Source organism: Legionella pneumophila subsp. fraseri (assembly GCF_000586315.1).
Classification (GTDB): domain Bacteria; phylum Pseudomonadota; class Gammaproteobacteria; order Legionellales; family Legionellaceae; genus Legionella; species Legionella pneumophila_B.
In genome coordinates, this window is sequence record NZ_JFIM01000015.1 from 42,873 (window position 1) to 57,213 (window position 14,341).

Consider the following 14,341-nt stretch of genomic DNA (forward strand, 5'->3'; position numbering starts at 1 on the left):
GTTTTCATTAAAAACTGATTTTTCAGGGCTGTTGTCCAAAGAGGTATCTGGTAAAAGTAGAATATTTAATCAAAATCAGTATAATCCTGAAATTTTATATTGAGTTATTGTAATGCAACGTAAGATTAAAAGTTACGTGTTGCGCGCTGGGCGAATCAGTAACAGACAGCAACAAGGATTAGATCTTTGGCTTGAAGACTATGAATTAAAATTTGACAGTCCCTCTCCGTGGAATTTTGCGAAGGCATTTGGTCGACATGATGCGGATACTATTGTAGAGATTGGTTTTGGTATGGGTACCTCATTGTTTACCATGGCAATAAATAACCCCCAATGTAATTACCTGGGCATAGAAGTACATAAAGCAGGCGTTGGTAGTCTGGTAGCGGATTTGCATGAGCACCAGGTGACTAATGTGCGGGTGGTAATGCATGATGCAGTGGAAGTTTTACAAACCAAAATACAAGAAAATTCTCTTGCCGGGGTTCAAATTTTTTTCCCCGATCCGTGGCATAAAAAACGTCATCATAAGCGACGACTGATTCAATCCGAATTTATTCAAATGTTAGCAAAAAAAATCAGGCCATCAGGATTTATTCACTGTGCTACTGACTGGGAAGATTATGCAGAACATATTTTAAATGTTTTATCTTCAGAATCGGCCTTGTTTAACCAACAGAAAGAGGGCGGATACTCACCTCGCCCGGACTCAAGGCCGTTAACAAAATTTGAGCAGCGTGGTGAGCGTCTAGGCCATGGGGTATGGGATCTGGTTTTTATAAAAAAATAAGGAAGTTACCTATGATTAAGCATGCAATTCTTATTAGCGGATTGATTTTTTCCTTTTTAGCCTCAGCAGCAGAAATGTCGTTTTTAGCCCAATTGACTGAAGTACCTGGTGCCTCCGGGTACGAAAAAAATGTTCGCCATTTGCTGCAAAAACAGTGGCAGCCCTACATGACGGAGCTAAAAGTCGATGGCATGGGTAATTTGATCGGTCAGCGTAAATATAATCAGAAAGGACCGAAATTACTATTCATGGCACATCTTGATGAAACAGGGTTTATGGTGGAATCCATAACACCAGATGGTTTTTTGAAAGTTATCCCTTTGGGTGGGATTGCAAACTCGGTTATCTACGCTCAACGCTGGGCAGTTTCAACACCTAAAGGACCTGTATTAGCTTATTCAGGTATGGATTCCCCGCATTTATTAGGTGATAAAAAAATGTTAGGGTCCCCTGATATCAATGCCCTGTTTTTAGATGTTGGCGCAGAAAATAAAGAACAAGCTCAGAAAGAATTTGCAATCCAACCTGGCCTTGAAGTCACACCAGTAAGTGAGTTTAGCCAATTAAGCAAGAACAGATTTTTAGGCAAGGCTTTGGATGATCGCTTAGGGTTAGCTGTCATTAGTGACGTTCTGGGGGCAGTGAAACAACAACCCAATCAATTATATGTTGCTGCCACAGTGCAAGAGGAAGTTGGCATGCGGGGTGCCAGTACAGTATACAAAGCGACTCATCCAGATATTGCAATTAATGTTGAAGTGGGAATCGCTGACGATTATCCAATGCTGTTGGCGGATAGAAAAGGTCGAATTGGTTTGGGGAAAGGACCATCCTTGTTTGTTTATGACAGATCAATGATTCCCCATCAGGAATTGATTAACTGGATAATGGAACTCGCTAATAAAAATAATATCCCTCTACAACTTGAGGTGGAGCCAGGATATGGCGAAGACGGTTCCAAGGTTCAAGCATCAGGCATGGGCGTTCCTGTTGTCAACATAGGTATCCCTATTCGATATGCACATCAACATGCTGGGATATTTGATAAAAGAGATTACGATAACACGGTGAAATTGTTGAAATTGATTGCTGAGAATTTGAATCAGGAAGTGGTTGACAAGATTAAAAAGAGTTAACAATATTTTGATCTTCCATTGTCCATTGTGTAATATTGGTGTCCTATAAATGGTTTATAAATAAGGAAGTATTATTATGGATTTTGTAAGTGAAATGAATAAGATTCTACAGATGGAATTAGAGCAATTTAAAGAATTTATTCAAAAGAAGTTGGAAGAAGATAAAAATTATTTAGAAAAATTATTTTGGTTGCCGAATGGTTCTCAAATGACTGTTTTAAATTATTTGGTCGAACAATATTCTGAGCCTAAGGTCGGTGTAGACGATACAAATAAGGATTTGCTTGCCAAAATAGATTTTATCCTTCACAAGGCTAAAGATGTAAATGTTGGTGAGCCCTTGCACCAGGCAATTATTGCTGGGAAAATTTCTTTGGCACTCCATCTGTTGGGAGTGGATGAAAATAATTTCACACCCAATGAGAGTGAAAAAACGGATGTTTTGAGTATTTTGTCTAAAGTAAGGAAAAAAATCGAAGAGTCTTTTAATCACGTAAAACGATATTTTTTTGATGTGGATAAGCGGGATGGTTATGGCCGCACTTTGTTGTCTTTAGCATTAGATGCTAAACGCAAGGAACTATTAATTGCCATTTTAGCCAGGAATCCCATTGTACACGCGACAACCTTAAGATCCTCTGCTTATGTTCCTTTCCAGCCTATTCACCAGGCTGTTGTTTTAGATTATGCGGAGGGCATCACCCTATTAGCCAGCATGGGGGCGCAATTGACAAATCCCCTGGGTAGCATGAGAGACACTCCAGTCATTTTAGCTGCTCGTTTGGGGAAAATAAATGCACTGGCAGCTTTACTGGAGTTACCAACTCAAAGTTTGTCTCTTGAATCCGAAAACAATCATTTATTCGAAGACAAGCAAACTGGCCATACAGCAGTAGAGGAGTTGTGTGAACGCATGAGCAATGAGAATGATAAAGCAGACGCTCTGCGTGGGATTGCCATGCTAATATGCCGTGGTGCTGAACCGCCTCGTAATGAAAAAATGCGAACTTTGTTAAGCAGCAACAGGGTTGCTTTCTTAAAAGCGGTCAGTACCTATTTGGCAGATAAGCCCCAGTTGGTCGATGCTTTTGTAGAGCGTTGCCATCTAAGAGAAAGTGCTTTGCATAATATAGTTTATGCTGATCATTCATGGGGGAGTTCTATTCGTCATTTATTTGGTGTTCCCAGTGAAGCGGCTCTTATTGTTGAAGAATTGGTAACGAGAAAATACAGTGATCCTTCTTTTGCCAGCGAAAATGTTTCATCATTATCCACTACTGCTACGGAAAATCTACGTTCAGAGAGGAACCCACTGAAACTCTATGCCGAATTTGTCAGACGATACACCCAAGCTTATGATAGTCAAATGATTACTAATCGTTGGAGTACTATGCGCTGGATGATCGCTGAAGGAAATTGTGATTGGGATACAGTGCTTCGATATTCGAAAAATCATCCAACCAGCCGTACCAGGATTGTGTTGAATGAAATGTTTAACCCGATACCGAGAGTACATGAGGATATTGAGTCTCAACAGAGTTCTCCTAGAGTTGTCCTAAAATAATTCATGTCAATATTTTATCTTGAACCTTCGACAGGCATCCTGGTGACCTGCGAGGGTTTAAAAAACATCATGAGTATTTCCAGATAATTGCCAAGACCAGATGGTTTGTTGCTTAATTTCAATATAGAAGTCCTGAAGTATCTACTTGCTTAAACTTCATATACCCCATAAAATCCTAAATTCATTTGAAATTGCTAGGAGTAGTACATGGGGTGGAATGAGCCAGAGAAGGGCAAAGATCCATGGTCGGGTAAAAATCAACCTCCGGATTTGGATGAAGCTCTTAAACGTATTCAGGAAAAATTGAAGAAGACATTTTTTGGAGGCACAGGCAAATCAAACAATAATTCGTCAGGCGGTTCCAGTGGCGGTTTGCTTGCTGTGACCGTTTTATTAATAGCTTTTATTCTTTGGGCTCTTTCTGGTATTTTTATTGTGGATCCTGCAGAGCAAGCTGTGATACTCCGTTTTGGTAAATACGCAGAAACAGTTGGTCCTGGCCCTCATTGGATTCCTCGTTTTATCTCATCAAAGATCGTTATGAATGTGGATAGGGTGTTGGATTACTCTTACTCTGCTCAAATGCTTACCAGTGATGAAAATTTAGTATCGGTCTCTTTGGCTGTCCAGTATCGTATTAATGATTTAAGCGAATATTTATTTAATGTCGCAAATCCAGAGGAAAGCTTACAACAGGCAACTTCCAGTGCTTTAAGGCAGGTTGTAGGCACTACAACCCTGGATCAGATAATAACTGAAGGTCGAGAAGTTTGGGGAGGCAGAGTACAGGAAACTCTGACGAAAACTTTGGAAAGCTATAAGACCGGAATTTTAATTGTTAATGTGTCACCCCAACCTGCCAGAGCTCCAGAAAGTGTTCAGGATGCTTTTGATGACGCCATTAAGGCTCAAGAAGATGAAAAACGTTTCAAGGAGCAGGCTTATGCTTATGCAGCCAAAGTAGTGCCTATTGCAGAAGGTAAAGCGAGTCGTATTCAACAGGAAGCTGAAGCTTATTCGAAGCAAGTCGTTTTAAGGGCGCAGGGAGAAGTAGCAGAATTTTTAGCCTTACTTCCCCAATACAATGCAGCTCCTCAAGTTACGGCTAAACGGATGTATCTTGAAACTATGCAAAAAGTCATGAATAAGAGCAGTACTATTATTGTTGACAGTAAAGCAGGAAACTTATTGTATCTACCTTTAGATAAATTACTTGGAAATCAATACGTTCCGCAATCTGAAAATCTAAAGACCATAAAAAACGGTACGAATGTCAGTAATGAGGAGGACAACTTGATTCTTTCTGGAAGAGATCTCACAAGACCAACTTATAGTCAAGGGAGAGATTGAGAATGAATGCATTTAAAACGACATTGGGTGTCTTAATCTTTTTAGTACTAGTGCTTTTGTTTACCAGTGTTTTTACTGTGACACAAGGACAGCAGGGTATTATTTTGCGATTAGGGCGTTTGGTAAAAGACCCTCAAACTGACGCAGTGAAAGTGTTAAATCCAGGCCTCCACTTTAAAACCCCTTTTATCGAAAGTGTGCGAATTTTCGATACACGTATCCAAACCATGGATATCAAATCGACCCGCATTGTGACCAAAGAGAAAAAGGATGTCATGGTTGACTATTATGTAAAATGGCGAATTTCGGATTTGGCTCAATATTTTAAATCAACAGGTGGAAATGAATTTAAAGCTGAAACGTTGTTGGAACAGCAGTTAAATACCTTACTCAGAGCCCAGTTTGGTAAGCGTACTATATCTGATGCTGTTTCAGGCGGGCGTGATGATGTTATGGAAATACTGCGTAATGCTGCTGAGAAACAAGCTGGCGAATTAGGCATTAAAGTGGTTGATGTTCGTATTAAAGGTATCGAACTGCCTTCAAATACCAGTAATGCCATCTATCAACGCATGAGAGCGGATATGCAAAAAATTGCAAACAGGCATAGAGCTGATGGACAAGCTGCCGCAGAACAGATCCAGGCGAAAGCAGATGCTGATGTCACGGTTTTATTAGCTAAAACTAAAAGTAATGCTCAGCGAATCAGAGCAGTTGGTGAAGCGGAAGCAGCGGCTATTTATTCCAAAGCTTACAGTCAAAATCCTGATTTTTTTGCATTATACAAAAGCTTGTTAGCCTATGAAGCCAGTTTTCATAGCAAAAAAGATATTTTAGTATTGGATCAAAGCAGTTCATTTTTTGATTATTTCAAACAAGCTATGCCAAAAAATGATGGTACAGCGGCTAAAAAGTAATTATAATGTGAAATTTTGCTGTAATCAGATTCGATATTTATTGGCATCATCCATCTAATATAAATGCAGTTGGGTTTCTCGTAAAATGCAACTGCATTTTTAATTTTTATAGGTATGCAAACAAAGAGTAAATCATGGGTAAGAATGTTGTTGTTTTGGGTACACAATGGGGAGATGAAGGCAAAGGCAAAATTGTTGATTTGCTGACACAAGATGCTCAAGTGGTTGTCCGTTATCAAGGGGGCCATAACGCAGGCCATACATTAAAAATCAATGGAGTAAAAACAGTCCTTCGTTTAATTCCATCCGGGATGCTTCGCCCTAACGTAACCTGTTATATTGCAAATGGCGTCGTCTTATCACCTCAGGCATTACTTAATGAAATTAAGGAGCTCGAGGGTAATGGCGTCAATGTGAGAGAGCGCTTACGCATTAGCCTGGCTTGCCCCCTGATTCTTCCTTACCACATTGCTTTGGATAAGGCTCGTGAGACACATATGGGCAAGTCTGCAATTGGAACAACAGGTCGTGGTATAGGTCCTGCTTATGAGGATAAAGTGGCTCGGCGTGCTCTAAGAGTTGGTGATTTATTTCATAGAGAGCGATTTGCTAATAAATTAACAGAATTATTGGATTATCATAACTTTGTATTAACACAATATTTCAAACAACCAGCTGTTGATTTGGAATCCCTATTGGATGAATCATTGCAATGGGTTGAAGAATTAAGACCAATGGTTTGCGATGTTTCTGCCTGTTTGCATGAACATAGAAAACAAGGTGAAAACATTTTATTTGAAGGGGCGCAGGGTGTTTATTTAGATATTGATCACGGAACTTACCCCTATGTGACTTCTTCAAATACCTGTGTGGGATCAGTAATTAATGGTGCGGGATTTGGTCCTCGGTATATTGATTATGTGTTAGGCATCACCAAAGCTTATACCACTCGAGTTGGCGGTGGCCCATTCCCCACTGAGTTACTTGATGACGTTGGAAAACGCATTGCGGAACGAGGTCAGGAATTCGGTGCAGTAACTGGTAGACCCAGACGTTGTGGGTGGTTTGACGCCGTTTTATTAAAACGCTCGATTGAGCTAAATAGCATTTCTGGACTCTGCGTTACCAAATTAGATGTGCTCGATGGTTTAGAGGTATTAAGGATTGCTGTGGCTTATAAAGACAGGGATGGCAATTTATTATCTCGACCTCCTTTGGCAGCTGATGATTTCAATGATTTGCTACCAGTCTATGAAGAGCTTCCTGGTTGGCAGGAATCTACCGCTGATGTGACTGTGATGAGTGACTTGCCAGCCAATGCCAGGGCTTATCTAAAGCGAATAGAAGAGATATTAGGGATTCCTATTGATATGCTGTCAACAGGTCCTGAAAGGGATTCAACAATTACTTTGCGAGATCCTTTTCTTTGATGTAAAGATAGAATTTTCTAATCATTGTGAGTGTCATGCTGGATTTCTTGATATGACACTTTTCACCTTTTGAGTGTTGTTGTTCTGTGTTTTAGTCAGGTATTTCCTTGAGGTAGCGGGCAATTCTTTCATCGCTAAATTGCATTTCATGCTAAAGTTAATGTACATAAAAGATAAATCATCTGAATGTGTACTCAATAAAATGGTGAATTATGGAATTTATAACTCCCTCAGGATTAATTCCTTTTATAATCGAACTCAAAGCGCTTAATATTCAACAGCAAGATGATGACACTAATATTGCTCGCGTATCAGAAATTTTAGCCCGTTGGATTGTTGATAAAGAATGGCTGGATGAAAAATTTTATTGTGTTAATCCAGATGTTGGGTTTAGCTCCTGGTTAATTCATGAAGAAAAAGACCATACTTTGGCAGTTAATATAGTTGCCTGGCAGTCTGGACGAGAAATTATTCCGCATGATCATCAGACTTGGGGGGTTGTGGGTAGTATAACAGGTGTTGAAAAGAATTATTTTTGGAAAAGAGTGGATGATGGTTCAAGGCCAGGGTATGCCAAGATCATAAGAGACAAAACAGCTATTATACGTCCTGCTGGCGGAGTAATTGGTTTTTTGCCCAATGATATTCACAGTGTAATTAATGAATCAGGTGATGTAGCAATTTCACTGCATGTTTATGGAAAAAATTTGAATTATACAGGTCGCCATCAGTACGATCCCGTTAACAATTTGATGCAACCATTTATAGTAAATTATAGTTAGGTTGATATTTATCACTGTTACTACACTAGCAAGCCTAGCAAATTGCTGTTTCTTCACACAAGACTTGTATATGGAAATGAAACTCTTTGTTAAAACATATTTTTTGCCTCAACCCTGGGTCTTTCATAAGTTTTGTCAAAATTAAAATTGTAGCTACGAAGCAAATAAATACGGGAATTCTTTCATTAAAATATCATGGACTTTTTGTTGATCAGACTTACTTTTAATAATAAGCAGGACGGTGTCGTCTCCAGCAATAGTTCCTAAAATTCCTGAGTGAGAAGACTCTTTTATGCTGAAGGAAACGTATTTACGGTCTATATAATAAGCAAGACTGTTTGCGTTACCGGGATGAGTTTGTAGAATGATTAGCCCAAAATCAGAAATCTGGATATTTAGAACCAGAGGTAAGCCAGGCTGATTGTAATCAATGATTTTGTAATAACCGGATACTTTTGCTATTTTCATTTTTTTTAGGCGACGAGAAAGCGTTGCTTGAGGAATGTCATATCCTCTTTTTTTTAAACTGTGTTGTAAATCACTTTGTTCCGCAATACTTTCGGTTTGTACTATCGATAAAATCAAATCATCCAATAAGGCATCATGAGTCAATTGCTTTCTCCCTGCTATTAATTTGGTTGAATATATATTACTGAAATTGAAATTATATCCATTTTTTCTTGACAGTACAAACCCCGATCATGTATATTCAAAAAACGAATAAATATCGGATACATATTCATGAAAAAGATTTGTCTTCTGTTGTTAATTAGTTCTTTTATACTTATATCTAGTTGTGGTGAGCAAAAAAAACAAAATGTATTGCGTTTTTCCACTTCAGCAGAATATCCACCTTTTGAATATATTGAAAATGGAGAAATAAAAGGATTTGATATTGATTTGGCTAAATTGATCGCCAAAGAGTTGGGTAAAGAAGCCGTTTTTGACAACATGCAGTTTAGCGCAGTTTTGCCTGCAGTGAATTCAGGCCAGGATGACCTTGCTATTGCCACAATTACTATTACAGAGGAACGTAAGAAAAACTTTGATTTTACCAAACCTTATTATTTTGAAGGGATGGCAGCAGTTTTTGATACTTCACAGCCAGTGAAAGAGATCTCGCAATTAACAGGAAAAAAAATAGCCGTCCAACTGGGAAGTGTTATGGAAATTTGGCTTCATCAACATTTTCCCCAAGCTGAAATTACGGCTTTGGATAATAACAATCAGGCGATAGAAGCCTTAATCGCTGGTCATGTTGATGTTGTCCTTATGGATGGAGCACAAGGAGGGGTTTATAGCAAGAAATATCCAGGACTGTCTTATTCCATCCTAGCGAAAGCTAATGAAGGTTATGGATTGGTTTTAAAAAAAGGTTCTCCTCTAACAAATGAAATCAATTCCGCATTGGAAAATCTTAAAGCGAAGGGCGAAATTCAAAAACTAGAATCCATTTGGATAAAGGGGTCAATATGACAGAGATGGTGCAAAATCTGTTTTTCATTGGCAAGGGAATAATTCTAACTATGCAATTATTAACAGGAGGTCTGTTGATTGGCGTATTACTTGGAACTCTCTTGTCGATTTGCAGACATCAAGGAGTAGCTTGCTTTTTTATAAACCGATTCATATCAATATTGAGGGGCACACCACTCATTTTGCAATTAAGTTTTATTTATTTCGCGGTCCCTGTTTTATTAGGTATGCGACCAAGTATTTTAGTGGCTGGAATTGTTGCTTTTGGTTTGAATAGTTCCGCTTATTTCGCTGAAATTTTAAGATCCGGTATTGAGAGTTTACCCAAAGGGCAATTTGAAGCAGCCCTTACTCTGCAAATTCCTACCTTTTATTTATGGAAGGATATTATTTTACCTCAAGTAATAAGAAATATTTTTCCCGCAATGATCAATGAAATGATCGCTTTGTTAAAAGAAACGGCATTGATTTCCACTATAGGAGGCATGGATTTAATGCGTCAGGCTCAAACATTGGCAGCACAACAATTTACTTACTTTATGCCTTTATGTATCACGGGTTTCTATTATTACAGTTTGGTCTTACTCCTTGAGTCACTAGGTAAAAAAATTGAAAAAAGGGGGCATTATGTTGCAAGTCATTAACGCATCTAAAAAAATCGGCAATACCCAAGTACTTAATGAAATTAATTTAAATATTCAAGCAAACAGTATTGTCGGTTTGGTAGGGCCTTCTGGCAGTGGAAAAACAACTTTATTGAGATGCATACAACAATTGGAGTCAATCGATTCAGGCTCTATCCACTGCGAAGGAAAAAGTGGATTTATGTTTCAGGATTTTCAACTATTTCCGCACATGACAGTACTCAATAACTTAATTTATGCCCCGAGTCTCCATGATAAAACCGCAGATCATATGGTAAGCGCATGGGCTTTACTTGCTATGTTAGGTTTGTCAGATAAAGCTCATTCTTACCCACAAGGATTGTCTGGTGGACAAAAACAACGCGTGGCCTTGGCCAGAAGCTTAATGATGAAACCGGATTTATTGCTTTGTGATGAACCGACTTCTGGCCTTGATATGGCGACTACCAATGATGTCATTGCTTTGTTAAATACAGTGAAGACTCTAAAAATCACTATGCTTATCGCCTCTCATGATTTGTTTTTTTTATCCAATATTGCAGAGCGCTTGCTGGTCGTAAAGCAAGGGAAATTAATTGCAGACTTTAAAACCCAAGAGGTGTCTGACCCTATTTTATATCTACAGCAGTTTTACCAGGGGGAAATACTATGAAAAAAATTATTAAAAAAATCGCATTGGCTTATTCAGGTGGTTTGGATACTTCCATCATGATTCCTTGGCTTAAAGAGCACTATGAGCATGCTGAAGTAATCGCTGTGATTTGTGATTTAGGGCAACAGGAAGATCTCACTGCCATAAAAAATAAAGCGCTCAAAAGCGGCGCTTCCAAAGCGTATGTAGTCGATGTGAAGAATGAGTTTGCCATTCAATATCTTTGGCCTTTGGTAAAATCGGGCGCTTTATATGAAGATCAATACATTTTGGGCACCATTTCAAGACCACTAATTGCTCAAAAGCTTGTTGAAATTGCTTTGACAGAGCAAGTGAATGCCGTTGCCCATGGAGCCACCGGCAAAGGAAATGATCAAGTGCGTTTTGAATATTCGATTAAAGCTCTTGCACCTCAGCTTGAGATTATTGCTCCCTGGAGAACTTGGGATATTAAATCAAGACAGGAAGCGATTATGTACGCTAAAGCACATGGTATTGAGGTACCTGTGACTCCCAAATCGCCTTATTCGCGAGATCACAATATTTGGTATATTTCTCATGAGGGGGGCGTGCTTGAAGATCCGTCGCAGGAGATGCCTGATGATGTGTTATTAATGACCAGTCCTGTATCGCAGGCCCCTGATGAAGAGGAAATGATTATTCTTGATTTCAAAAAAGGAGTTCCTGTCGCCCTAAACGGACAAGAACTTTCTCCAGTGGATCTCTTAAATACATTAAATCAAAAAGCAGGCCAGCATGGTATTGGAGTGGCAGACATTGTTGAAAATCGATTAGTTGGGATGAAAATTCGAGGGATTTATGAAGCACCTGCTGCTGCAGTGCTTTATAAGGCGCATAAACTGCTGGAGAGTTTATGTCTCACTCGTTCAACGTTACATTTGAAGCAATCTTTACAGCAAACTTATGCCAATTTGGTTTATGAAGGAAGATGGTTTTCACAAACCAAGCAGGCTTTGGATGCATTCATTGATGTGACGCAACAGCATGTGACGGGTCGTGTTAAGTTAAAGTTATTCAAAGGGAATATTATCCCTGCAGGTATGCATTCTCCTTATAGCTTGCATCATCCAGAATTGGCTACTTTTGAAGAGGATAATGTATACAACCAAAAGGACGCTGAAGGATTCATTAACCTCTTTTCTTTATCCGCTAAAATCTATAGCCAGGTGCATCAGGGAGGGAATTATGACTAATAAAACATGGGGAGGACGATTTAAAAAATCTTTGGATAGCCGCGTGAATCAGTTTAACGCTTCATTGGCTTTTGATCATGTGCTTTTTGACCAAGACATTAATGGCAGTCAGGTTCATGTGAAGCAATTAGCTAAACAACAGATTTTAACAGAAGCCGAAAGCCAGGCGATTTTTTCTGCACTTGAAGAAATCAGAAGTGAGATAAAGCAAGGTCAATATTCATTTAATGAACGTGATGAAGAAGACATACATATGTTTATTGAACAACTGCTGACTCAAAAATTAGGAGAGTTGGGTAAAAAATTACATACTGGCCGCAGTCGCAATGATCAAGTGGCTTTGGATCTTCGTTTATATACCAGAGATAAAGGCTATCTAATTAATGCACTTTTAACGGGGCTTATCGATTGTCTTGATGATCTCACCAGTAAACATCAACAAGATTTAATGCCAGGATATACTCATTTACAGCAAGCCCAACCTGTCACATTAGGGACTTATTTTAACGCGTATCAATCCATGTTTAGCCGGGATAAGAGCAGACTGGAAGATTGGTTTAAACGCATGAATTATTCTCCCTTGGGTGCCGGGGCATTGGCTGGGAGTACCTTACCTCTTGATAGAGAATGGGTGGCTGAATCCTTGGGATTTACTGGGATCATTTCTAACACTCTTGATGCGGTCAGTGACAGAGATTTTGTCATTGAGTTATGCAGTGTTGCCGCAATGATCATGATGCATCTCTCCAGATTATGTGAAGATTTGATTCTATGGTCTACCCAGGAGTTTGATTTTATTACATTGGATGATGCGTTTGCTACTGGCTCTTCACTGATGCCTAACAAGAAAAATCCTGATGTTCCTGAATTGATTCGTGGTAAATCAGGACGAGTTTATGGTCATTTAATGGCGATTTTAACGGTAATGAAAGGGTTGCCTCTGGCTTACAACAAAGACATGCAGGAGGATAAAGAGGGATTGTTTGATACGATTAATACGATAATTGGTTGCCTCCAAATCATAACTCCTTTTTTGCAAAGTTTGACTTTTAATACCCCGTTAATGAGGGCCAAAGCTCAAAGTGGTTATCTTGATGCGACTGCCATTCTGGAGTCATTAGTGATGAAGGGTATTCCTTTTCGTGATGCACACCATCAAGTTGGGTTATGGATTGCAGAAGCAATAGAAAAACAATGTTCACTGACCGAATTATTAAAAGGAGGCTAAGAATGTCTATTTCCACCTCGACTAATGCAAGTTCTATTGAAATTGAAGAGGACAACCTTGACAAAATTCAATCTCAAAGCAATTCCTATCCAATTAATGAAGTGAAGACTAATACTTTTGTCATTAATTTGCAACAAGCTATTTTTGGCCTGGAGACGGGCAGTGAGGCTGTTGATTTTGTTGCTCATAAGGATATAGACACTCCATTTCCTGCCGCTGAATACAAGGCAAGGCATTTTCTTACTGGCACAGAATTGTCAAGGGAAGAAATTCAATTGATTTTAAGCCAGGCCAGAGCAATAAAACAAACACCAAAATTATATAACCAGGCACTTGCCAATAAAAGTTTGGTGATGATTTTTGAAAAACCTTCCTTTAGAACCCGTTTGAGTTTTGCTTTAGCAATTCAGAGTATGGGAGGGATCGTTGTCGAAAGCCTCAGTAACTCAAGAAAACAGGAGACTCCAGCTGATATGGTTCGAGTTTTAAATGGCTACGCTGATTTTGTAATGGTTAGAACACATGACGATAAGATTTTACAAGAAATGGCGGAATACTCAAAAATTCCTCTTATTAATGGCCTCTCCGCATTACATCACCCTTGTCAAATTCTTGCTGACTTATTAAGTCTTGAGGAACAATTTGGTGCTTTGAAAGGATTAACCCTGGCTTACATAGGGGATGGCAATAATGTTTTACATAGTTTGATGCTTTTGGCGCCTCAGTTAGGTGTCACTATTCATTATTGTTGCCCTAAATCAAATCAACCTGATGAGGCTATTGTAAAGCAAGCCCAAAGCAGAATAGGGAATCAAATGATTTATTGTTTTGATAAACCGGAGGAGGCAGTGAAGCAAGCAGATGCCGTTTATACTGATGTCTGGACTAGTATGGGATTTGACAATCCTGAAGCGGGCAAGGCTTTTAAAGGGTTTCAGGTTAATGAAACATTAATGTCTTACGCAAAACCTGGTTCGGTATTTATGCATTGCATGCCTATGGAAAGGGGAAAAGAAGTTTCTACCACTTTACCCGATAGCGCATCCTCTATCATTTTTACACAGAGTGAGAACAGGATGCATGTACAAAAGGCGTTGATGTTATTTTTAGATCAATAGAACCTTGGATTGTGAGGCCCATATTAGTTCATAATGAAAT

At 39.0% G+C, this 14,341-nt stretch carries 14 protein-coding genes; 13 read left to right on the plus strand and 1 reads right to left on the minus strand.

All coding sequences use genetic code 11. From position 1 onward, the window contains the following. The first annotated feature begins 112 nt into the window (after positions 1 to 112). The 7 genes from trmB to CC34_RS0104635 all read left to right on the plus strand — a co-directional run bounded on the left by trmB (position 113) and on the right by CC34_RS0104635 (position 7,969). Positions 113 to 790, plus strand: coding sequence for a tRNA (guanosine(46)-N7)-methyltransferase TrmB (gene trmB / locus CC34_RS0104605; protein ID WP_028378017.1), 678 nt, complete (start codon positions 113 to 115; stop codon positions 788 to 790). Positions 791 to 801: 11 nt separating this feature from the next. Beyond that, positions 802 to 1,926 carry a M42 family metallopeptidase gene (locus CC34_RS0104610; protein WP_027228871.1) on the plus strand — a complete coding sequence of 375 codons (1,125 nt, stop codon included), beginning with the start codon at positions 802 to 804 and terminating at the stop codon, positions 1,924 to 1,926. Between the two features lie 76 nt (positions 1,927 to 2,002). Beyond that, on the plus strand, positions 2,003 to 3,490 hold the full coding sequence (gene ankC, locus CC34_RS0104615; RefSeq protein ID WP_027228870.1) for a Dot/Icm T4SS effector AnkC/LegA12: 1,488 nt from the start codon (positions 2,003 to 2,005) through the stop codon (positions 3,488 to 3,490). A gap of 207 nt (positions 3,491 to 3,697) precedes the next feature. Then, positions 3,698 to 4,840 (plus strand): FtsH protease activity modulator HflK, encoded by a 1,143-nt coding sequence (gene hflK, locus CC34_RS0104620; protein WP_028379199.1) that lies wholly within the window; start codon positions 3,698 to 3,700, stop codon positions 4,838 to 4,840. 2 nt (positions 4,841 to 4,842) lie between these two features. Further along, positions 4,843 to 5,757, plus strand: coding sequence for a protease modulator HflC (hflC, locus tag CC34_RS0104625; protein WP_027228868.1), 915 nt, complete (start codon positions 4,843 to 4,845; stop codon positions 5,755 to 5,757). Positions 5,758 to 5,891: 134 nt separating this feature from the next. Next, on the plus strand, positions 5,892 to 7,187 hold the full coding sequence (locus tag CC34_RS0104630; protein ID WP_028378019.1) for an adenylosuccinate synthase: 1,296 nt from the start codon (positions 5,892 to 5,894) through the stop codon (positions 7,185 to 7,187). Positions 7,188 to 7,399: 212 nt separating this feature from the next. After that, positions 7,400 to 7,969, plus strand: a complete 570-nt coding sequence (locus tag CC34_RS0104635; RefSeq protein WP_028378020.1) for a cysteine dioxygenase family protein — start codon at positions 7,400 to 7,402, stop codon at positions 7,967 to 7,969. Between the two features lie 153 nt (positions 7,970 to 8,122). On the opposite strand, the gene CC34_RS0104640 is transcribed toward CC34_RS0104635, so the two are convergent. Next, entirely contained in the window at positions 8,123 to 8,581 is a 459-nt protein-coding gene (locus CC34_RS0104640) for an arginine repressor (RefSeq protein ID WP_027228865.1), read from the minus strand. Between the two features lie 129 nt (positions 8,582 to 8,710). Here CC34_RS0104640 and CC34_RS0104645 point away from each other — a divergent pair, with 129 nt between their 5' ends. From CC34_RS0104645 to argF, 6 genes are read left to right on the plus strand one after another with little or no spacing between them, the layout of a single operon-like run. Further along, entirely contained in the window at positions 8,711 to 9,445 is a 735-nt protein-coding gene (locus CC34_RS0104645) for an ABC transporter substrate-binding protein (protein ID WP_027228864.1), read from the plus strand. Continuing rightward, positions 9,442 to 10,089, plus strand: coding sequence for an amino acid ABC transporter permease (locus tag CC34_RS0104650; protein WP_027228863.1), 648 nt, complete (start codon positions 9,442 to 9,444; stop codon positions 10,087 to 10,089). The genes CC34_RS0104645 and CC34_RS0104650 overlap by 4 nt, the downstream gene beginning before the upstream one ends. After that, a complete protein-coding gene (locus tag CC34_RS0104655) occupies positions 10,073 to 10,741 on the plus strand; it encodes an ATP-binding cassette domain-containing protein (protein WP_027228862.1) in 669 nt (222 codons plus the stop codon). The genes CC34_RS0104650 and CC34_RS0104655 overlap by 17 nt, the downstream gene beginning before the upstream one ends. Further along, positions 10,738 to 11,955, plus strand: coding sequence for an argininosuccinate synthase (locus CC34_RS0104660; RefSeq protein WP_027228861.1), 1,218 nt, complete (start codon positions 10,738 to 10,740; stop codon positions 11,953 to 11,955). The genes CC34_RS0104655 and CC34_RS0104660 overlap by 4 nt, the downstream gene beginning before the upstream one ends. Continuing rightward, positions 11,948 to 13,183 (plus strand): argininosuccinate lyase, encoded by a 1,236-nt coding sequence (gene argH / locus CC34_RS0104665; RefSeq protein WP_028378021.1) that lies wholly within the window; start codon positions 11,948 to 11,950, stop codon positions 13,181 to 13,183. Before CC34_RS0104660 ends, argH begins: the two co-directional genes overlap by 8 nt. A 2-nt stretch (positions 13,184 to 13,185) precedes the next feature. Beyond that, positions 13,186 to 14,301 (plus strand): ornithine carbamoyltransferase, encoded by a 1,116-nt coding sequence (gene argF, locus CC34_RS0104670; RefSeq protein ID WP_028378022.1) that lies wholly within the window; start codon positions 13,186 to 13,188, stop codon positions 14,299 to 14,301. Positions 14,302 to 14,341: the final 40 nt, after the last annotated feature.